Origin of the sequence: Polynucleobacter necessarius (assembly GCF_900095185.1) — a bacterium.
Lineage (GTDB): Bacteria > Pseudomonadota > Gammaproteobacteria > Burkholderiales > Burkholderiaceae > Polynucleobacter.
This window is the reverse complement of record NZ_LT606948.1, coordinates 1,147,499-1,166,983: the sequence shown is the minus strand read 5'-3', so window position 1 is coordinate 1,166,983 and position 19,485 is coordinate 1,147,499. Positions and strand designations below refer to the sequence as shown.

The following is a 19,485-nucleotide window of genomic DNA, read 5'->3' as shown; positions in this document are numbered from 1 at the left end:
TAAGATTGTGGAGCGGTCACACGGCACTCCAACTTTCGACTATCTACTGCATATTGAAAATGCTGCCACATGAAAACATCGGGGGCTACAGCACAGGAGCACTATCCTCGCCAATTCGTACAAAGTCGTAATTCAGCATTGGGCCAGCAAGAGTAATGGCACCCGTTTTAGCCAATAAGCCTAACTAAAAAACCGTGAAATCACTGTGTCCACAGACTTGTAATCCATCTTGGATTGCTTTTGCAATAGCATTCCATTGAATATAGGGCAGCAAACGATGAAGACCATACCCACCACGCATCACCATCACCACTGTGGAAGTATCTAGGTTAGGCAAATTGTTGAGTTCGGCTAAACGAACTTCATCGCTACCCGCAACACGCTCATCAACACGTTGAATACAGCCAGCATTGTGAACGAGAATACCTTGGCCCTCTAGCCAGTCGATACCGGCTAGAGGGCTTTTACCATCTACACTTGCTCCAGACGGAGCAATCAGTTGAATGGATCTCAACGTCGTCCTTTAAAAAATTCTCGTAGCAATTGGCCACACTCCTCGCTCATAACGCCACCTTCAGCGCTAGTTTGATGATTAATCCGCTTAGAGGCAAATAAATCCATAACGCCGCCAGCTGCACCAGTTTTTGGATCTGGCGCACCATAAACGATTCGACTAATCCTAGCATGAAGCATAGCGCCGGAGCACATTGCGCAGGGCTCTAAAGTGACATATAAAGTGCTGCCGGGGAGGCGGTAATTTTTCTCCATCAGCGCTGCTTCCCGCAGAGCGAGCATTTCAGCATGTGCGCTGGGGTCATGGTTTGAAATAGGCTTATTAAAAGCTTTAGAAATCACTTGCCCATCACGAACAAGTACCGCACCAACTGGCACTTCTCCAGATTGCGCGGCCAATTGAGCTTGCTCAATTGCCATGCGCATATATTGCTGGTCAAGCTCAGCTTGTGTCATTTATGCTGAATGAACATCAGCCCAACAATTAGGCGATTCGTATAGGCGAATCGAGGACAACTCCAGGCGACCGCCAAAAGCTTTACTAAAAACTGGCTGCAATATAGCAAAAGCAGCATTAGCTAGATTTTCTACAGTGGGCGCATGTTCCATAATCACAGCCTTATTGTTAGGGAGGCTAGCCAAGCAAGTCACCAAACCCTCATCCTCTTTAGCTACTAAAAATGCATGATCCCAACGATCACCAACGTACTGGTTGGTTAAGCGCTTAATATCTCCAAAGTCCAATACCATGCCATCATCGGCCTTACCAGAGTGATCAGCCACCTCCCCAGTAAAGCATCACCTCAATAGCATAGCAATGTCCATGCAGATGACGACATTGACCATCATGATTTGGAATATGGTGTCCGGAGTCAAATTCAAGTCGACGTGTAATAGAAATAGCGGGTTGTTTATTGATCATTAGGCGTTTCACTTAATATGCTTAGAGTTCACGAAATTAACGAATAATTTATGGGACTGCAAGCTTAATCTCCATAGCGGCCTCATTTGGCACAAATGAACTGCTAATTCAGTATTTGTTTTGAGATTGAGTCCAGCCCTCAGCTGTAAGAAACGATTTCGGTAATCCATCTTCTCAAAACGAGCCATCAGCTTTTCTAATTCCGAATTCTGAACTTGCGGAATGACTAACTTTAATTCTTCTGCCTGAAGAACAATTAAATCAGAGTCAGCCTTAGGAACTTTAATGGTACCATTTGTTTCTATCGCAACCTCAAAACCTTTTTGATGGAGAGCGTCAATTAATTCATCAATCTGTTGTAGAACGTTCAATCACAATCGATGAACCAATACTTGCAACCCGTTCATTGACCACCTCTAAGATCTTGCCATCAAATACATCCTTCTTCACATATGTCCATTATTGACCAACTTGTGGACCGCGAATGGTTGGCAAAGGAATTGGCTGAGCCACTGGGGTGCCGTGTTCATAAAAAAGACCACCACAAGCAACCGTCGCTAGTGCGACAGAGATAATTTCATAGTTTTTCCCGATAAAGTTGAGGGCATAGCAAAAGGATATTTAATATCTTTATTTACGCCCCTAAAAGATTTAACTTTTCAGCTGTAAAGCCTGCTTGCTTGCGTGCCTCTATATTAAATGGACCTTTTAAAATTGGCGCACGGTATTTAGCAGCTAACTCTCTATAAGCAGCAATAGGAAACACTTGCTTCTTGGCACATAAATAATTAAACCAGCGATTGCCAATGAGTACATGACCGCCTTCATCATTGAGAATAATTTCCAGAATCTCAACAGCTCTAGTCTCTTTGATTTGCTTGAAACGATCCCGCATACAGATAGCTCTGGAAAAATGGTGTTTCTTTGATAGCTTCTACCAATCCCTTTTTTGGCCAGCCTTGGCTGCGACCAACTGCTTACTTGCTTGCCTAATATTTCAATATCACCACTACTGACGGATATTTCACCCGAAAGCAAATTGATGAGAGTCGATTTTCCAGCGCCATTGGTACCAAATAACTGCATGGATCTCTCCGCGTTTCAACTCAATTTCAACCTTCTTTACCGCCACTAAACCACCCCACTGACGAACCAGGTTAGTTGCGCGCAGTAATACCTCTGAAGAATTCGTGCTATTTATCATGATTGAGCTCCATTAGTGGTCTCTTCTTTCACTACAGCAGATCCAAGACCTCCCATTAAACGGATACGCCATTGAGATGGCAAACTAATCAGACCATTGGGAAGTAATGCAACACAAAGGATGATTGCTAATAACCCAAGGCCTAAAAATGCCAATGCTTATAAAAGGCTCCAAAAAGCGCTTCGGAACGGAATATTTCCTCTAAAAGGGCAAATGCAAAGGCACCAATGATAGCGCCACGCAAATAACCAAGACCACCCAGAATGATCATGATTAAAACCGTTCCGGACTGATGCCAACTAAGTAACTCTGGATTTACATAGCCATCTTTAATGGCGTATAAAAATCCAGTTCGGCGCGCAATTCCGCCTGAGATAACAAAGACAGCTACTTGATAAAAGTAAGTTTCGTATCCTGCAGTACTCATTCTATTTTCATTAATTCTTATACCCACTAACGCGTGACCAAATCTGGAGCGCAATAGAATGCCGAGAAAAATTAATACTAATAGTAAACTTGCCACTGTAAAAAAATAGAATACAGTTGCATTTCCTAATCCATAATCAGCAAAGATCGTCGGTTTCGATGAAAGATAAATACCATCGGTTCCGCCACCTCAAGGGGTGTCATGAATGACGTAGTACACCATTTGCGCAAAGGCTAGGGTCACCATAATGAAATAAACCCCTTTAGTTCTTAGAAAGTGCTCCAACAAATAATGCCAAAACAGCCGCTGATGTAACTGAGGCCATTACCAGGAATCCAAGAGATGGATCTGAAAATTGAGCTGTCAATAGGACGGTGACGTAAGCACCAACCCTAAAAAAGGCTGCTTGGCCAAAACAGACCAATCCTGTTGTTCCTACCCGCAACTCAAGACTTAAAGCAAATATAAAAAATAATGGTTGTAACCACTCAATCATTCCTATAGTCATTTCCCACACAAGGCATGACTACAAGTAATGCAAAAAATGGGATATAAAAGTATAAGGATTTATTTTTCATGTTTCAGCCTTAAATAATCCATTTGGTTTCCAAAGCAAAATGATAGTCATTAAGACGTAGACCAATACCCCAGCAGCTTGCGGTAAGACGACCTTTCCGACAGTATCCACAAAACCAATGAGAAGTGACGCTACAAATGCGCCTTGGATTGAACCAATACCGGCAATCACAACAACTAGAAAGCAAATAATCAAAATGCCTGCCCCATGCCTGGATAAACTGAGGAAACAGGCGCCGCCTTCATGCCAGAAAATGCTGCAATAGCAACTCTTGCAGCGAAAACTACCCTGTATAAGAATTTAATATTGATGCCGATCAACTGTGTCATCTCACGATTAACACTTCCAGCCCTGATCATCATCCCCAGCTTTGTTTTGGTGAATACGAGATACATTCCAATGGCGAGAGCAATACACGCCAACCAGATGAATAATCTATAAGTGGGATAAACATTGACATCCGTCAATGGGATGCTTCCCTCAAGCCATGCCGGAGGTTTTACACCATGAACATCATCGCCAACGAGTAAGCTTCGGCATTCTTCGAATACCAAAATCAGTCCATATGTCATCATCACCTGCTGCAGATGATCTCTCGTGTATAGGTAACTAAAAAATGCCCACTCTAATAGATATCCAAGCACTGCAAAGGTAATGACTCCAAACACCAAAATCGCTATGAAGCCGCCACCAAATATATCACCAACGATAGGAGCTAATCCAAAAGCCAGATAGGCGCCGATTGATCATATAAAAGCTAAATTGATAACCCCTATGATTCCAAAAATGAGGCTCAAGCCTGAAGCTACTAGAAATAGAAGCAATCCATCCTGAATAGGATTTGGCGACTGTATCAAAAATGTCGCATAATCTATATAGATTTCCCATGGTACATAGAGCTCTGATTAGAGATTGCAACCGCGCGCAGGATCTGCCAAAGACTTAGATGCAACAGACTTGCATTTATTCTCCTTACCAATACCTTCACGTAGGTATCTTGGATTGGATTATGGGATTTTGAAACTGTAAAAGTACCGTGTGGACTATCAATTTTTGCTTTCAACATTATATCTTCAAATCACCATCTATATTGATCTGAGCGGTTAACTTTCTATGGCCAGGGGCAGTCACAAAGTCATGAACATGTGCTGGACGCTGATCATGACGACCTAACAAATCTAATAAGGCTTGAGTAGATCCATCTAGTGGACAGCCATAACCATTTGGCATGATGCTGTGCATGGCATAACGGCCATCTTCATCCGTGAAGATAGTGCGGCGCAAATTGTAAGGAGACTGAGTCTTATCAAAGAAGGAGTAGCCACCCACACAATGTGTTTGCATGCCACATCTCCACCTTGGCATTTGGCAATGGCTTGCCATCAGCACCGTAAACAGCACCTTGCATAAACAGCGTCTCTGCCTTATCTACTTCTGTGCCATCATCCATACGGGCAAATCCTTTAGACTCTGGAGCGCCAGAGCTTCTGAGAAAGATTCCAAACCTTTCCAAAATTCGGTTCCACCTGCTTGCAATGCTGCAATACCTTTAACGGCATTCAGCTCACTCCACGCTTGATTAACATCTACACGGACACTAACAGAACCCAATGCGCGCTTGATTGCTAGAACATATTCAACATCAGCCTCAACAGAGCGTAAGCCAATCTTTAGCTTACAAATGTTATGTCTGCGGAGTGAGATCATCTTCTCTGCCTCAGCAATATCTTTTTTCGTGTCGCCGCTAGCTAGAGTCCAAGCACCTGGTAACTCATCACGAACACGACCGCCGAGCAACTCACTCACAGGAACACCAAGGCGCTTACCTTGAGTATCAAACAAGGCAGTCTCAATTGCGCACTTCGCAAATCGATTCCCTTGAATTGTGTTGCGCAGTTTGTACATCACCTTGGCAACTTGATCGGCTTTCATCCCAACTACCAACCAACGGGGCCATATAAGTCTCAATATTGGTTTTGATACTTTCTGGACTCTCTTCGCCGTAATTCAAGCCGCCAATCGTAGTGGCCTCTCCCCAGCCCTCAACCCCATCTGCGCATCTAATCCGCACTAAAACGAGGGCCTGAGCGTTCATTGTGACCACAGAAAGCTTGTGGGGACATCTACAATGAAGGTTTCTACTGAGTTAATCATATCTATTTCGTATAGTGTTGCGATAAATGAACTCTAAAGATGTCTTTTTGACACGTCCAAGACTGTTTTGGTATCCTTTTGATACTTAAAAGGTATATATATGGAATTAAGGCATTTACGCTATTTCGTTGCTGTTGCAGAGAAGAAGAATTTCACTAGAGCTTCTGAAAAACTATTCATTGCATAGCCACCCTTAAGCAGGCAGATTCAACGATTCGAAGAGAAGCTAGATGTTGCTCTTTTTGTTAGGAACTCAAAGCCACTGAAATTAACCGAAGCCGGTAACTTTTTTACGAGCCTGCTAAGCAGGTATTGGCTAGAACTGGTGAGATCAAGGCTATGACACAACGCGTTGGGAATATCAACAAAACATTGAATGTTGGTTTTGGACGTGTACGTCATGAAGATGCAAATGTCAGAAGAATAGTTTTGCGTCAAGAAAAATTAATTGCTGCCGTCCCCTATGAACACCCGCTCTCGAAGTCAAATAAGCCGATTAACCTAAAAGGTTAAGCCGATGAAAACTTAATTGTTTTCCCTAAAAATCCTCGTCCGAGCTTTGCAGATCAAGTATTGAATGGCTTTCGAGAAAGAAATGTGCGCCCTAACAAAATTAGTGAAGTTAGAGAGCTGTAAATTTCTATCGGACTAGTTGCCGCAGGGGAAGGTGTAACTATTGTTCCTACCAGCTTACACGGCATGAAGAGAGATGATGTCGTCTATCTAGAATTAATGAGCACCATGCCTACTCCCCGATTACTATGAGCGCTAGAGCAATGGATAAATCAGTAGGCATTAAAGAGATGCTCGATTTAATTTATAGCCCTCTATGATCAAGAGGGGATGTCTTCTTCTCGAGAAGAGCTATAAAACTAGCTATAGCTTCTTATTCCCACTCGATCGTTGCTGGAGGTTTTCCACTGATGTCGTAAACAACTCGATTGATGCCACGCACTTCGTTGATGATACGATTGGAAACCTTCCCGAGTAATTCGTGTGGCAGATGCGCCCAATGCGCTGTCATAAAGTCTTGTGTTTGCACTGCTCTCAGTGCTACTACATACTCATAGGTTCTACCATCTCCCATCACCCCAACGGATTTGACAGGAAGAAAGATGGCAAATGCTTGACTGGTGAGGTCATACCAAGATTTTTGAGATGCCTCATCTATGATATTGCGCAATTCTTCAATAAAGATGGCATCTGCATGTTGCAGTAAGCTAGCAAACTCTGCTTTCACTTCTCCTAAGATACGAACACCAAGGCCAGGACCAGGAAATGGATGACGATAGACCATTTCACGTGGCAAGCCTAAGGCAACGCCAAGTTCGCGGACTTCATCTTTAAAGAGTTCACGCAACGGCTCAAGTAATTTGAGATGCATATCTTCAGGTAAGCCGCCAACGTTGTGGTGACTCTTAATCGTATGTGCACCACCCCGCTTACCCTTACCTGCAGACTCAATGACGTCTGGATAGATGGTGCCTTGCGCAAGCCATTTGGCATTTTTAATTTTTCCAGATTCAGCCTGGAAAATCTTGATAAATTCTTTGCCAATAATTTTGCGTTTTGCTTCGGGATCGGAAACGCCTGCTAGTTCGCCCATGAAGGTATCTTTAGCGTCCACGCGAATAACCTTTACGCCCAAGTTGCGCGCAAACATTTCCATCACCATATCACCTTCATTTAAGCGCAGGAGGCCGTGGTCTACAAATACGCAAGTTAACTGGTCACCAATTGCACGGTGAATTAAGACTGCCGCAACACTTGAGTCTACTCCACCAGATAAACCGAGAATGACTTCATCATTGCCAACTTGTTTACGAATATTCTCCACTGCTTCAGCAATGTAATCGCCCATTACCCAATCAGGCTTGCATTGACAAATCTGATGCACAAAGCGCTCAATGATTGCAGCGCCTTGAAGAGCCTGAGTCACCTCAGGATGAAACTGAAACGCATAGAAACGTCGTTCTTCATCGGCCATTCCTGCAATGGGGCAAGCCTCGGTTGAGGCTATTAACTTAAATGAAGGTGGAAGCGTTGTTACAGAGTCGCCATGACTCATCCACACCTTCAAAATATCGTGCCCCTCACTTGTAGAAAAGTCCTGAATACCCTTTAGCAAATGGGTATAACCATGCGCACGCACTTCGGAATACCCAAACTCCCGCGCCTTTCCTAAAGCTTCTGCAGAAGCTACTGCCCCACCCAGTTGGGTAGCCATAGTTTGCATACCGTAACAAATACCTAAGACAGGTACTCCGATCTCAAAAACAATTTGAGGCGCTCTTGGACTACCCTCCTCTGTTACTGAACTAGGTCCACCAGACAGAATAATTCCTTTGCCACCCTGCTCCTGAATGAACTTACGGATAAATGCGGGATCGCAGTCATAAGGATGAATTTCTGAGTACACGCGTCCATCGCGTACGCGCCTGGCAATCAGTTGAGTTACTTGTGAACCAAAGTCGAGAATCAGTATTTTGTCGTGCACGAAAAAGTCAGTCTTTAATTCAGCTGTAATTTCAGCTTGGGTTTATTTGTTAATCAATATGGTAGTTGGGCGCTTCCTTAGTAATCTTCACATCATGCACATGCGATTCACGTACGCCCGCAGAAGTGATTTCGACAAAGTTGGCTTTCTCATGCAGTTCCGCAATCGTTTTGCAGCCGAGGTAACCCATGGAAGAACGAATACCACCAGTCAACTGGTGCAAGATGGCTAATACGCTGCCCTTATAAGGAACCTGGCCCTCAACTCCTTCTGGCACCAACTTTTCAGCATTCGCAACGATATCGCTTTGGAAGTAACGTTCAGCAGAACCGTCTGCCATTGCACCCAAAGATCCCATACCACGATAACTCTTGTATGAACGTCCCTGATATAGGAACACTTCACCAGGCGCCTCCTCTGTACCAGCAAACATACCGCCCATCATTACTGAGCTAGCACCTGTGGCTAATGCTTTAGCAACGTCACCAGAGTAGCGTACGCCACCGTCTGCAATTAATGGAATTCCTGTACCTTTGAGTGCGGCGGCCACATTCACAATTGCGGTGATTTGCGGCACGCCAACACCAGCAACTATACGCGTTGTGCAAATAGAGCCTGGACCAACACCTACTTTAACACCATCGGCCCCGTGATCTGCCAATGCTTTAGCAGCATCACCAGTGGCAATATTGCCGCCAATCACTTGTACATGCGGGAAATTTGTTTTTACCCACTTCACACGATCTAATACACCTTGACTATGACCATGGGCTGTATCAACCACAATGACATCTACCCCAGCGCGTACCAATAATTCAATACGCGCATCGTTATCGGGACCAACACCTACCGCAGCGCCAACACGAAGCTTACCCTCGCCGTCTTTACACGCATTAGGATGCTCAGTCGCTTTCAAAATGTCTTTAACAGTAATCAGGCCGCGCAATTCGAACTGATCATTGACCACCAGAACGCGCTCAAGGCGATGCTGACTCATCAAACGCTTCGCCTCTTCCAGTGAGCAACCTTCTTTTACTGTGACCAAACGATCACGCGGAGTCATCTTTGATTTAACAGGCGCATCTAGATCTTCTTCGAAACGCAAATCGCGATTAGTAATAATGCCGACAACTTCTTTACCAACCAATACTGGAAATCCTGAGAATCCATGCTCACGAGAGAGTTGGTTCACTTGACACAAAGTCACATCTGGACTGATTGTGATCGGATCACGCAAGACACCAGATTCGTAGCGCTTTACTTTAGCCACTTCACGCGCTTGCTCAGCAGGCTTTAAGTTTTTATGAATGATGCCAATACCACCTTCGGTCGCCATTGCAATTGCTAGTCGGCCTTCGGTCACGGTATCCATCGCTGCCGATACCAATGGTGTATTGAGTGAAATTTCTCGAGTTAATTTACTTGCCAAGCTGGCTTCTCGAGGAAGTACCGATGAATAGGCCGGTACGAGGAGCACATCGTCAAAAGTGAGTGCTTTTTGAATGAGTCGCATGCAAAACCCCTAGTCGCAAAAACAGATTATAGCCTCCTAGCCTTTCTTTTAGCTGCGGCAGCCTGGAATTTGGCGTCCTGGTTCTGATTAGCCTTCTTGCGCCGAACCGTCTTGGGATCTATTAATAAAGGGGAGTAGAGCTCTAAACGGTCACCAGCATAAATTGGGCTATCCCACTCCTTGCGCTTACCAAAGACCCCAAAACAGCCTTGTCTGGCTAACACAGGATCATCCGGACCAAATGCAACACCTGATCTCATCAAAGCAAACCCAACGGTAGCCTGCTCATTTGCTTGCAAAACAAGTTTGAAGGGTATAACTGTGGGCTCTCCATCTCGAGCATCACACAACAGGAGATCAAGCGAGCGCTCAGCCATAAAGCTCTTCTGCCCGCTTCACAAAGCAATCTACAAAGGTTCCAGCAATATGCCCAAAGACGGGGCCAATGATCTTATCTAGGATTACGCTCTTAAATTCCCAATGGAGCTTGAATTCAACCTTACACGCATCTTCTCGCAAAGGAATAAAGTTCCATTGCCCAGAGAAATGCTTAAATGGGCCATCTACGAAGACCATATCGATAGTCTCTGGGCGGTGATTGACATTGCGCGTATGAAAGTACTGCGTAATGCCCTTGAAATGAATATTGATTTTGGCATTAAGCACAATCTCAGTCTGCTCAAAAATTTCCACTCCAGCACACCAAGGTAGGAACTCAGGATAACGGGCGACATCTGTCACCAAGGCATACATACGGTCGGCTGATTGACCAATTAAAACGGTCTTATAGAGGTCTGCCATAATCGTTCTTGAGAGCTAAATAAATATGAGTATCGTCGATAACAAAAAAGCCTTCTTTGATTATTTTATCGAGGAGCGCTTTGAGGCAGGGCTAGTCTTGGAGGGCTGGGAAGTTAAGGCCATCCGCGCAGGCCGTATGCACATTAAAGAAGCGTATGTAGTCATCCGCAAGGCGGAGCTATTTCTGATCGGCTGCCATATCACCCCCCTATTTTCAGCCTCAACCCATATCGTTCCAGACAGCACTAGGACTCGAAAACTTCTGCTTAATGCCATTGAAATTCGCAACTTGAGTGGCAAGGTAGAGCAAAAGGGCTACACCATCGTGCCTCTGAACCTGCATTTCTCGAGAGGTAACGTCAAATGCGAAATTGGCCTTGCCAGGGGTAAGAAACAGCATGACAAACGTGCAGCAACCAAAGAGCGTGAATGGGAAGTACAAAAAGGACGTATTGCCAGAGGCGATTTAAACGCCTAATAAGCTTAAAAAGCCTGATAAAACAGTTTAAAAGCCAATATCTGACCATTTTGTACGTTTATAGTGCAACATGGCACCAAGCCGCTGCAACTCAACGAACTCAGAGTCAGTGAAGGCATGAGTTTTGTAACTATGAAATTGCCTTTTGATGAAATGCTTGACGCCGCAGGGAAAGCGCGCCCCCACTACGAAATCTTTCACAGCTGGCTGAAACAGCAAAGCGACACCCTCATGGGCCTCAAGCGGGCTGAGGCAGATCTCATCTTGCGACGCGTAGATATTCACCTTCGCCGTTTATAGAGATGACTTTGGCTCAGAAAGAACGATTCCATTTGATCAAGTTCTCCGTATCTTCACAGCCAAAGAGTGGGCGCAGCTTGAGGCTGGCCTTCGCCAGCGTGTTAAAGCGCTAAATCGCTTTATCTATGATGTGCATCACGATGAAGAAATCATCAAAGCAGGAATTGTTCCAGCCGAACAAATTTATAACAATGCGCAATACCGTCGTCCCGAAATGCGCAATGTCAGCGCGCCACACGACATATACGCCCAAATTGCAGGTATTGATATCATACGCGCTGGTGAAGGCGAGTTCTATGTATTAGACGATAACTTGCGCGTTCCCTCTAGTGTGTCTTATATGGTCGAAGATCGCAAGATGATGATGCGACTCTTTCCAGATCTTTTACAGAAATATCGCATTGCACCCGTTGAGCACTACCCAGATCTTTTGCTCGAGTGCCTCAAGTCTGCTAAACCAGACGATGTTAAAAAACCGAATGTGGTTGTGCTTACACCAGACATGTACAACTCAGTTTACTTTGAGCACAGCTATCTCGCGCAGCAGATGGGCGTTGAGTTAGTGGAAGGCAAGGATTTATTTGTTAAGAACGAACAGGTCTTTATGCGTACCACCCAAGAACCTGAGCGTGTTGATGGGATCTATCGTCGTGTTGATGATGACTTCCTGTGGATCCATTAGCATTCCGCTCGGACTCCACCCTGGGCGTAGCTGGGCTATTATCAGCACATCGCGCAGGCAATGTGACATTGGCTAATGCAATTGGCATGGGCATTGCAGATGACAAATCCATTTATCCCTATGTTCCTGAGATGATTGAGTTTTATCTAGGCGAAAAACCCATTCTCAATAATGTTCCCACCTTCCAATGTCGCAAGCCAGATGACCTGGCTTATACACTAGCCAATTTAGAGAAGTTGGTAGTCAAATATTTAGAGCGCATCTGATTGCTAACTCAGATAAATATATCGCTCAACCTACTTTAGCTCTATCGACCGGCCCTACTTTTGTAGAGTCTGGTGTTGCCCCAAGGCATATCGATTTAAGACCTTTTGTTCTCTCAGGAAAAACAATCAAGATGATTCCCGGTGGATTGACCAGGGTTGCCCTGAAAGAGGGCTCTTTGGTTGTAAATTCATCCAAAGGTAGCGGAACTAAAGATACCTGGGTGCTGGAAGAATAAGAGAAGTGCATGAGAAATAAGAAAAATTATGCTTAGTCGTACCGCTGATTATCTTTACTGGATGGCCCGCTATACCGAGCGCGCAGAAAAGACTGCTCGCATGCTCGACGTCAATCATCAGACCTCCTTACTTCCACAGCCTGAGAAGTTTTTAGAACAAAGCTGGAAAAAATTACTCACTCTTTCCAAGTTATAGGATGCATTCTTAAGTAAATATGATGTTATTAATCGTGAGAATGTTTTGGATTTCATAATTTATGAAACAAGTAATCCCTCGAGTATCGTCTCCTGTCTATATGCTGCGCGAGAAAATGCTCGCGTCATTCGTGGAAAAAGTACTTCTGCAGTTTGGAAAACACAAAACACCACTTGGCTTGAGTTACACCGCATCCTTGAAGCAAGACATCAAGCTGATCCCAGCCCGCCTCTTGGAATGCGTTAAGCACCGTTGCTACGTATTTAGAGGAGTACTGCATGGCACTATGCTTAAGAATCAGGCCTTCTACTTTATTAGCGTAGGGACATTGCTTGAGCGGGCCGAGCGCGTATATCAGGCGTCGATTAAGGTCATCAATAAAGACGCAGTTGGTAACAAAGGCACGGATGGTAACTTCTTTGACTTCTATCACTGGGCTGCTTTACTTCGGTCTGTGTCAGCTTTTGAGATTTATCGCCAAATTTATTTTGATCAGGTTACGCCAAAACAGGTTACACAACTCCTCATCTTTAACAAACAAATGCCGCGATCTTTAATTTGCTGTGTCAGTGAATTAATTCCACTGATTTCTGAGATGAAAAATCAACAATCTAAAGAAATTGAGCGTTTACTTGGAAAATTGAAAGCTAGCTTAGATTACTCTGATATTGATGAAGTATTTGAGCAAGGTTTAGAAGAGTTTATTGAAAGCTTTTTGGAACACATCAACCATGTAGCTGATGAGTTTAGTAGCGCCTATCTCATTCCTTTGGCTGTCGCCTAAGAAATGATCAAAATATGCATCTCAAAATACGCCACCGCACGGTATACCGCTATGAAGCACCGGTATACGCTATTCCATTCAGGAATTGCGTCTTACTCCACCCACTGTCGAGGGCCAACAAATAGACAAGCGGAAGATCGGCACCCCAATTAAAGCATCCAACTCAATTGATTCCTTTGGTAACGTAGATTGAGGCTGAAGGTGAAGTACACACTCAGGATGTATATGAATTTGTTGATGAAGCTAAAGCTGTTTCAGCTTACTACCGATTGCAACAAACCAATCTTACTGAGCCCACTGAAGAGATGCTCACGTACTTCTCAACTGGTCTGCCAAAAAAAGAATTCAATAGATGAGGTTCTCAAATTAGCCGCTGCTGTTCAAGACACTATCATCTACGTACCCGGTCAAACCCACTTTGCAACTACAGCAGTCCAATCATTCGCTATGAGATCTGGTGTTTGTCAAAATCATGCACACATTATGTTGAGCTTATGCCGAGCCTCTAATATCCCCGCTCGTTATGTTAGTGGGTATTTCGTTGCAGAAAAGAGTCTCCCAACCTAGCCAGTCACGCCTAGATAGATTTTTGCAGTGATATTGAGAAAAGGCATTTGGATTAGCGTAGATATTACTCACGCTTGTCTAATTGATTCACGCCACATCAGGCTTGCCATTGGACGGGACTACTACTATGCACACCCCGTTAAAGGTGTTCGCACTGGCGGTGACGGCGAAGAGCTTAGTACCAATATCTCCATCCAGCAGCTGGCTTAGGTCCAAGTCGTTTTGAAGAGATAATCTCCACAAATAATGATGAGGGTTTGAGAATGACGTACTGTGCTGGGCTTTGCCTTAAAGATGGTTTTGGGTTGTCATCAGACACTCGTACCAATGCTGGCGTAGATCAAATCGGCACCTTTAGAAAAATGACTTTGTTTCAAGATAATAATCGATTTTTTACTTTGATGAGCGCTGGCAATTTAGCGATTACCCAAGCAGTTAAAGAAATATTACTCCAAGGTCAATTGCTCAATGGTAAAAATCTCTGGACAGCCGAAAATTCACATGATGCTGCCGTCGTCCTTGGTGATGCCATTAAGCAAGTGTATGACCGCGACCATAAGGCGCTTGAGAAGTCTGGAATTGACGTTAATTGCAACCTTATCTTTGGCGGTCAAGTTAACAGTGAGAGACCTCGCCTCTTTAACATCTACTCAGCCGGAAACTTTATTGAAGCTACCCCGGAGACTTGCTGCTTTCAGGTTAGTGAGTCCAAGTACGGCAAATCCATATTGGATCGAGTGTGGAATTTCAATACGCCCCTCAATCTAGCTACCAAGTGTGTTTTGATGTCGATGGATTCAACACTCAACAGTAATATTTCTGTCGGGCCGCCACTTGATCTGCTGGTATACGAGAAGAATTCATTGAAAGCAGACAAGCTTGTAACCATGGATGCAGTAAACCCGTACTTCCAGATGATCCATCAGCTCTGGGGTGAAAAACTGCGCGCTGCATTTAATTCAATTTCCGAGCCCAGCTGAAGTGGCGCCAATAAGTCTAGCGCTATTTCTGCGCCTGCGAAAAAAATGGGCGCAGTTCCAATGAATCGCCAACCCCCCAAAGGAAAAGCGAAGACCACTACTCCCACCCACAAAAATTCAGTCAAAAGAAATAGCACTAAAGTCAAAGCAAAATAGTTTTTTATATTCACAATAGCAAAAGGCCCAGATTTCTCTGGGCCTTTTGCTATTGTGACGTCTGGTATTTATGCTTTTAAACTCTGACCCAACACCTCCCAGGTAGCTACTACGCTATCAGGATTCAGTGAGATAGAAGTAACTCCCTTCTCCACTAACCAGCGCGCAAAGTCTGGGTGGTCTGAAGGACCTTGACCACAAATGCCAACGTATTTATTTTGCTTACGACAAGCATCAATTAAGCGCGCAATCATGAACTCAACTGCTGGATCGCGCTCATCAAAATCGATTGCCAGTAGCTCCATACCAGAATCACGATCTAGACCCAGTGTTAACCGAGTCATGTCGTTAGAGCCGATTGAGAAGCCATCAAAGTATTCCAGGAACTGGTCAGCCAAAATCGCATTGGATGGAATTTCGCACATCATAATCAGACGTAAGCCATTGACGCCACGCTTAAGACCAAACTTTTCCATCATATCAATGACTCGCTCAGCTTGCTTAATCGTACGTACAAACGGAACCATGATCTCAACGTTATCTAAGCCCATATCCTCTCGGACACGGTTCATCGCAACGCACTCAAGTGCAAAAGCTTCAGAAACGTAACGTGAAGCACCGCGGAAGCCCAACATTGAATTTTCCGCATCTGGCTCATAACGTGATCCGCCGATGAGTTTCTTGTACTCATTGGATTTGAAGTCAGATAAACGCACAATGACTGGCTTTGGATAGAAAGCAGCCGCAATTATTGCAACGCCTTCAACTAACTTATCTTCATAGAATTGACGAGGGCTAGCGTAGCCACGCGCAACACTCTCTACTGCACGCTTGAGATCAGGATCAATATTTGGATATTCCAGTACAGCACGCGGATGAACGCCAATATAGTTATTGATAATGAACTCGAGACGCGCTAAACCAACACCTGCATTTGGGATCTGACAGAAATCAAATGCCCACTGAGGATTACCAATATTCATGGTGATCTTGACTGGAATTTCAGGCAATGCTCCACGAGATACTTCAGTTACCTCCGATTCGATCAAACCATCATAGATATGGCCTTCATCGCCTTCAGCACAAGAAACGGTGACCACCATACCGTCCTGCAAGCGCTCCGTTGCATCTCCGCAACCTACAATAGCAGGAACACCTAATTCACGGGCAATGATGGCTGCGTGACAAGTACGACCACCACGGTTAGTCACAATTGCAGAAGCCCGCTTCATGATTGGCTCCCAGTTTGGATCAGTCATATCGGCTACCAACACATCTCCTGGCTGCACACGATCCATTTCACTCGGATCACGAATGATACGTACCAGACCTGCACCAATCTTTTGACCAATCGCACGACCCTTTGCCAATACTTTCGAGCTACCTTTTAATTTATAACGCATCTCGACTTGGCCAGCAGCTTGGCTCTTCACTGTTTCAGGACGCGCTTGAAGTATATAAATACGACCATCTTGACCATCTTTACCCCACTCGATATCCATTGGACGGCCATAGTGCTTTTCAATGATCGCTGCATACTTAGCTAACTCAGTAATATCCGCATCTTCCAAGGAAAAACGATTACGCTTTTCTGGAGACACGTCTACTGTTTGCACTTTTTCGGCTGATTCCTTAGGTGCAAATTGCATCTGAATTAATTTAGAGCCCAAAGAACGGCGAATGATTGCTTTTTTATCTTTAGCTAACGTGGTTTTAAAAACGTAAAACTCATCTGGGTTGACTGCTCCCTGAACCACAGTTTCGCCTAAGCCATAGCTTGAGGTAATGAAAACTACATCCTCAAAGCCAGACTCGATATCTAATGTACACATGACCCCGGCAGTACCCAGATCAGAGCGCACCATCCGTTGAATACCCGCAGACAATGCTACTTCAGCATGAGCAAAGCCCTTATGAACACGGTAAGAAATTGCGCGGTCGTTATAGAGTGAGGCAAATACCTCGCGAATTTTCTTGAGAACATTCTCAATACCCTCGACGTTCAGGAAAGTTTCTTGCTGACCGGCAAAAGATGCGTCAGACAGGTCTTCAGCAGTGGCTGATGAGCGCACTGCGAAAGAGCCTTTGCCTGAGTCATCTAGCACCGCAAATGCTTTACAAATTTCTTCTTCAAGCTTAGGCTGAAATGGTGCTGCTTCAATCCAAGGACGAATCTCGGCGCCCGCCTCTGCTAAAGCGCGTACATCATCAATATTTAAACCTGCTAAACGCTTTTGTATGCGCTCCGTCAGATTGTTGTATTTTAGAAAATCACGAAATGCCAATGCTGTAGTGGCAAAACCTGTTGGAACGCGAACCCCAGTAGAAGCCAATTGAGAAATCATCTCTCCCAATGAGGCATTTTTACCGCCGACAGATTCGACATCGGTCATACGAAGTTGCTCAAAAGGCAATACATAGGCTTCTGTAATGTTGCTATTTTGTTGCTGTTGGTTGGACATACAATACTCTCTAAAGATAAGGAAACTGGTATGGCGGCCACCGCATATGAGGTATGCTTTAATATGATTCTATTGTAGTGCTGACCCCGACTGTTGAGCTAAATTCATGCCTAACGAGGCCCGTATTGTTTTTATTGTTTCTGACGGTACCGGTATTACTGCCGAGAACTTCAGCCAATCGATTTTGGCTCAATTTGAGGCCACTTTTAAGCATATTCGCGTGCCTTTTGTAGATAACGTCGACAAGGCCCATAATGTTGTAAGTAGCATCAACCAAGCGGCTGCTAAATATGGGGTACAACCCATTGTTTTCACTGCTTTAGTGAACTCCGCACTCAATACGATTGTTGACAAAGCAAATGGTTTGATCTTAGAGATGCTCCAAACCTTTGTAGCCCCTTTAGAGGAGGCATTGGGTATGAAATCTACCCATGCCATGAACCGACTTCACCACAATGCGGATACAGAAGCCTATAAGAACCGCATTAAAGCAATCAACTATTCTTTGGCGCATGATGATGGTCAGTCCAATCAAAACTTAGCTGAAGCCGATGTCATCCTGATTGGCATCTCTCGAGTCGGAAAAACTCCAACGAGCCTGTACCTCGCAATGCAATATGGCTTGAAGGCTGCAAACTATCCACTTATCCCAGAAGACTTTGAAAGAGGTCAACTTCCTAAAGACTTGGCTCCTTTTCGCCAAAAAATCTTCGGCCTGATGATCGACGCAGAGCGGCTGTCAGAGATTCGAAATGAATGCAGACCCAGTAGCAACTACGCCAAGTTAGAAAACTGCCGATATGAAATAAACGAAGCTACCGCAATGATGAAAAAGCAGTCCATTCCATGGGTACTAACCACCAGCAAATCAATTGAAGAGATCGCTGCTACGGTACTACAGGCGATCAAGTCAAATAAAACAATCCTCGGATAAAGGACTTTTCTTCAATTTAAGATCGCCGCCTCACTCTTAATGTTTCAAACAAACAGATTGCTGCTGCGGTAGAGACATTGAGCGATTCATACCTTGGATCAATCGGAATAGTCACTCCTTTGGCTTGCATAAGCAGATCTTCGGTAACGCCTTAACCTTCACTACCCATCACCCAAACTACGGGATGCAGCCACTCTCTTTTGAGCGAGTCAAGATCTTACTCTGCATCTGACGTAGTGCCTAGTAAAGGCGCAGTTACTGCGCTCAACAATTGTTGGTTGGACCATCCTTCATATAAATCAAGCAAGCGATGTGCGCCCATACCGGCACGCAATACTTTGCTGGCCCATACATAGGCGCATCCAGTAAGAGCAATCACTTGTGTAAAGCCAGCCGCAGCCGCAGTACGCAATATTGAACCAACCTTTCCTGCATCCTGTACTCGATCCAAAATCACAACATCGCCCTCTAAGGTTGAGATAGACTGCGGAGGAGCAAGGGTAGATTTTGGAAGATCTAAGAGACCGGCGATATGAGGTGCATTTACTAAATCAGAAAGTAAGTCCCAGAGCACGCTATCCAACTGAAATACTTTGGTTTCAGGACAAATCTCGAGATGCTCGAAGATAGCTTGGGAGATTTCTATATTTTTGAGACCAACTTCTGAAGTAAGCAGAATCTTTATAGCAGGATCGCCCACCCAGGTCTGCACCAAATGAATACCCTCTCATAAAGCTTGGCCACTCGCAAGCCTAGCCTTCTGACCTTTAGAGTCGGTAGCTTGCAGATTGCGAACCTCCTTAAATAAAAGATTTTCTTTGGAGGTAATGCGATCA

At 44.5% G+C, this 19,485-nt stretch carries 20 protein-coding genes and 9 pseudogenes; 9 read left to right on the top strand and 20 right to left on the bottom strand.

From position 1 onward, the window contains the following. Positions 1-184 precede the first annotated feature (184 nt). The 14 genes and pseudogenes from DXE31_RS11385 to DXE31_RS06635 form a co-directional block, all read right to left on the bottom strand. On the bottom strand, positions 185-514 hold the full coding sequence (locus DXE31_RS11385; protein ID WP_231969429.1) for an LD-carboxypeptidase: 330 nt from the start codon (positions 512-514) through the stop codon (positions 185-187). Continuing rightward, positions 511-969, bottom strand: a complete 459-nt coding sequence (tadA, locus tag DXE31_RS06675) for a tRNA adenosine(34) deaminase TadA (RefSeq protein ID WP_114698268.1) — start codon at positions 967-969, stop codon at positions 511-513. The genes DXE31_RS11385 and tadA overlap by 4 nt, the downstream gene beginning before the upstream one ends. Then, a pseudogene (locus tag DXE31_RS06670) lies at positions 970-1,435 on the bottom strand (6-pyruvoyl trahydropterin synthase family protein). An 8-nt stretch (positions 1,436-1,443) separates the two neighbouring features. Next, positions 1,444-1,806: an Organic radical activating enzyme gene (locus tag DXE31_RS06665; RefSeq protein ID WP_197712167.1), complete on the bottom strand. Its 363-nt coding sequence runs from the start codon at positions 1,804-1,806 to the stop codon at positions 1,444-1,446. Positions 1,807-2,069: 263 nt separating this feature from the next. After that, positions 2,070-2,330 (bottom strand): DUF455 family protein, encoded by a 261-nt coding sequence (locus DXE31_RS11380; RefSeq protein ID WP_114698267.1) that lies wholly within the window; start codon positions 2,328-2,330, stop codon positions 2,070-2,072. A 44-nt stretch (positions 2,331-2,374) separates the two neighbouring features. After that, positions 2,375-2,521: pseudogene (locus DXE31_RS12900) on the bottom strand (ATP-binding cassette domain-containing protein); the annotation flags it as partial. Next, positions 2,460-2,639 (bottom strand): hypothetical protein, encoded by a 180-nt coding sequence (locus DXE31_RS12895; RefSeq protein ID WP_415078116.1) that lies wholly within the window; start codon positions 2,637-2,639, stop codon positions 2,460-2,462. The pseudogene DXE31_RS12900 and the gene DXE31_RS12895, both read right to left, overlap by 62 nt. After that, positions 2,636-2,794: a hypothetical protein gene (locus DXE31_RS12455; RefSeq protein ID WP_331852002.1), complete on the bottom strand. Its 159-nt coding sequence runs from the start codon at positions 2,792-2,794 to the stop codon at positions 2,636-2,638. The genes DXE31_RS12895 and DXE31_RS12455 overlap by 4 nt, the downstream gene beginning before the upstream one ends. Next, positions 2,782-3,162 (bottom strand): branched-chain amino acid ABC transporter permease, encoded by a 381-nt coding sequence (locus DXE31_RS12450; protein ID WP_331852001.1) that lies wholly within the window; start codon positions 3,160-3,162, stop codon positions 2,782-2,784. Before DXE31_RS12450 ends, DXE31_RS12455 begins: the two co-directional genes overlap by 13 nt. 166 nt (positions 3,163-3,328) lie before the next feature. Further along, entirely contained in the window at positions 3,329-3,562 is a 234-nt protein-coding gene (locus tag DXE31_RS12445; RefSeq protein WP_331852000.1) for an ABC transporter permease subunit, read from the bottom strand. Between the two features lie 78 nt (positions 3,563-3,640). Beyond that, a pseudogene (locus DXE31_RS06645) lies at positions 3,641-4,518 on the bottom strand (branched-chain amino acid ABC transporter permease). Positions 4,519-4,548: 30 nt separating this feature from the next. Then, a pseudogene (locus DXE31_RS11375) lies at positions 4,549-4,703 on the bottom strand (ABC transporter permease); the annotation flags it as partial. Between the two features lie 17 nt (positions 4,704-4,720). After that, positions 4,721-5,126: pseudogene (locus tag DXE31_RS06640) on the bottom strand (dioxygenase family protein); the annotation flags it as partial. Positions 5,127-5,164: 38 nt separating this feature from the next. After that, a pseudogene (locus tag DXE31_RS06635) lies at positions 5,165-5,762 on the bottom strand (enolase C-terminal domain-like protein); the annotation flags it as partial. 135 nt (positions 5,763-5,897) lie between these two features. On the opposite strand from DXE31_RS06635, the pseudogene DXE31_RS06630 reads away from it, so the two are divergent. After that, positions 5,898-6,667, top strand: a pseudogene (locus DXE31_RS06630) (LysR family transcriptional regulator). A 16-nt stretch (positions 6,668-6,683) separates the two neighbouring features. Here DXE31_RS06630 and guaA read toward each other — a convergent pair. The 4 genes from guaA to DXE31_RS06610 are packed head-to-tail and all read right to left on the bottom strand — an operon-like array spanning position 6,684 to position 10,608. Next, positions 6,684-8,294, bottom strand: a complete 1,611-nt coding sequence (gene guaA / locus DXE31_RS06625; RefSeq protein ID WP_114698266.1) for a glutamine-hydrolyzing GMP synthase — start codon at positions 8,292-8,294, stop codon at positions 6,684-6,686. A gap of 49 nt (positions 8,295-8,343) precedes the next feature. Next, entirely contained in the window at positions 8,344-9,807 is a 1,464-nt protein-coding gene (guaB, locus tag DXE31_RS06620; RefSeq protein WP_114698265.1) for an IMP dehydrogenase, read from the bottom strand. Positions 9,808-9,833: 26 nt separating this feature from the next. After that, positions 9,834-10,184, bottom strand: coding sequence for an RnfH family protein (locus tag DXE31_RS06615; protein WP_114698264.1), 351 nt, complete (start codon positions 10,182-10,184; stop codon positions 9,834-9,836). After that, on the bottom strand, positions 10,177-10,608 hold the full coding sequence (locus DXE31_RS06610; protein ID WP_114698263.1) for a type II toxin-antitoxin system RatA family toxin: 432 nt from the start codon (positions 10,606-10,608) through the stop codon (positions 10,177-10,179). The genes DXE31_RS06615 and DXE31_RS06610 overlap by 8 nt, the downstream gene beginning before the upstream one ends. A 25-nt stretch (positions 10,609-10,633) precedes the next feature. Here DXE31_RS06610 and smpB point away from each other — a divergent pair, with 25 nt between their 5' ends. The 7 genes and pseudogenes from smpB to DXE31_RS06585 all read left to right on the top strand — a co-directional run bounded on the left by smpB (position 10,634) and on the right by DXE31_RS06585 (position 15,097). Further along, positions 10,634-11,086, top strand: coding sequence for an SsrA-binding protein SmpB (smpB, locus tag DXE31_RS06605; RefSeq protein ID WP_114698262.1), 453 nt, complete (start codon positions 10,634-10,636; stop codon positions 11,084-11,086). Positions 11,087-11,218: 132 nt separating this feature from the next. Further along, positions 11,219-12,570: pseudogene (locus tag DXE31_RS06600) on the top strand (circularly permuted type 2 ATP-grasp protein). A gap of 28 nt (positions 12,571-12,598) precedes the next feature. Next, positions 12,599-13,012, top strand: a pseudogene (locus DXE31_RS11370) (alpha-E domain-containing protein). Next, a complete protein-coding gene (locus DXE31_RS06595; RefSeq protein WP_231969428.1) occupies positions 12,897-13,550 on the top strand; it encodes an alpha-E domain-containing protein in 654 nt (217 codons plus the stop codon). The pseudogene DXE31_RS11370 and the gene DXE31_RS06595 overlap by 116 nt, the downstream one beginning before the upstream one ends. 219 nt (positions 13,551-13,769) lie before the next feature. Next, complete coding sequence (locus tag DXE31_RS12890; protein ID WP_415078093.1) at positions 13,770-14,117, top strand: transglutaminase-like domain-containing protein; 348 nt, start codon at positions 13,770-13,772, stop codon at positions 14,115-14,117. 27 nt (positions 14,118-14,144) lie between these two features. After that, positions 14,145-14,327 (top strand): hypothetical protein, encoded by a 183-nt coding sequence (locus tag DXE31_RS10360; RefSeq protein ID WP_197712164.1) that lies wholly within the window; start codon positions 14,145-14,147, stop codon positions 14,325-14,327. Between the two features lie 95 nt (positions 14,328-14,422). Next, positions 14,423-15,097, top strand: coding sequence for a peptidase (locus DXE31_RS06585; RefSeq protein WP_231969427.1), 675 nt, complete (start codon positions 14,423-14,425; stop codon positions 15,095-15,097). Positions 15,098-15,321: 224 nt separating this feature from the next. On the opposite strand, the gene ppsA is transcribed toward DXE31_RS06585, so the two are convergent. Continuing rightward, complete coding sequence (gene ppsA / locus DXE31_RS06580) at positions 15,322-17,715, bottom strand: phosphoenolpyruvate synthase (protein WP_114698261.1); 2,394 nt, start codon at positions 17,713-17,715, stop codon at positions 15,322-15,324. Between the two features lie 106 nt (positions 17,716-17,821). On the opposite strand from ppsA, the gene ppsR reads away from it, so the two are divergent. Next, a complete protein-coding gene (gene ppsR / locus DXE31_RS06575) occupies positions 17,822-18,649 on the top strand; it encodes a posphoenolpyruvate synthetase regulatory kinase/phosphorylase PpsR (protein WP_114698260.1) in 828 nt (275 codons plus the stop codon). A gap of 217 nt (positions 18,650-18,866) precedes the next feature. Here the strand turns inward: ppsR and DXE31_RS11365 are convergent, their stop codons facing one another. Continuing rightward, complete coding sequence (locus tag DXE31_RS11365; RefSeq protein WP_231969426.1) at positions 18,867-19,349, bottom strand: TrmH family RNA methyltransferase; 483 nt, start codon at positions 19,347-19,349, stop codon at positions 18,867-18,869. Positions 19,350-19,485: the final 136 nt, after the last annotated feature.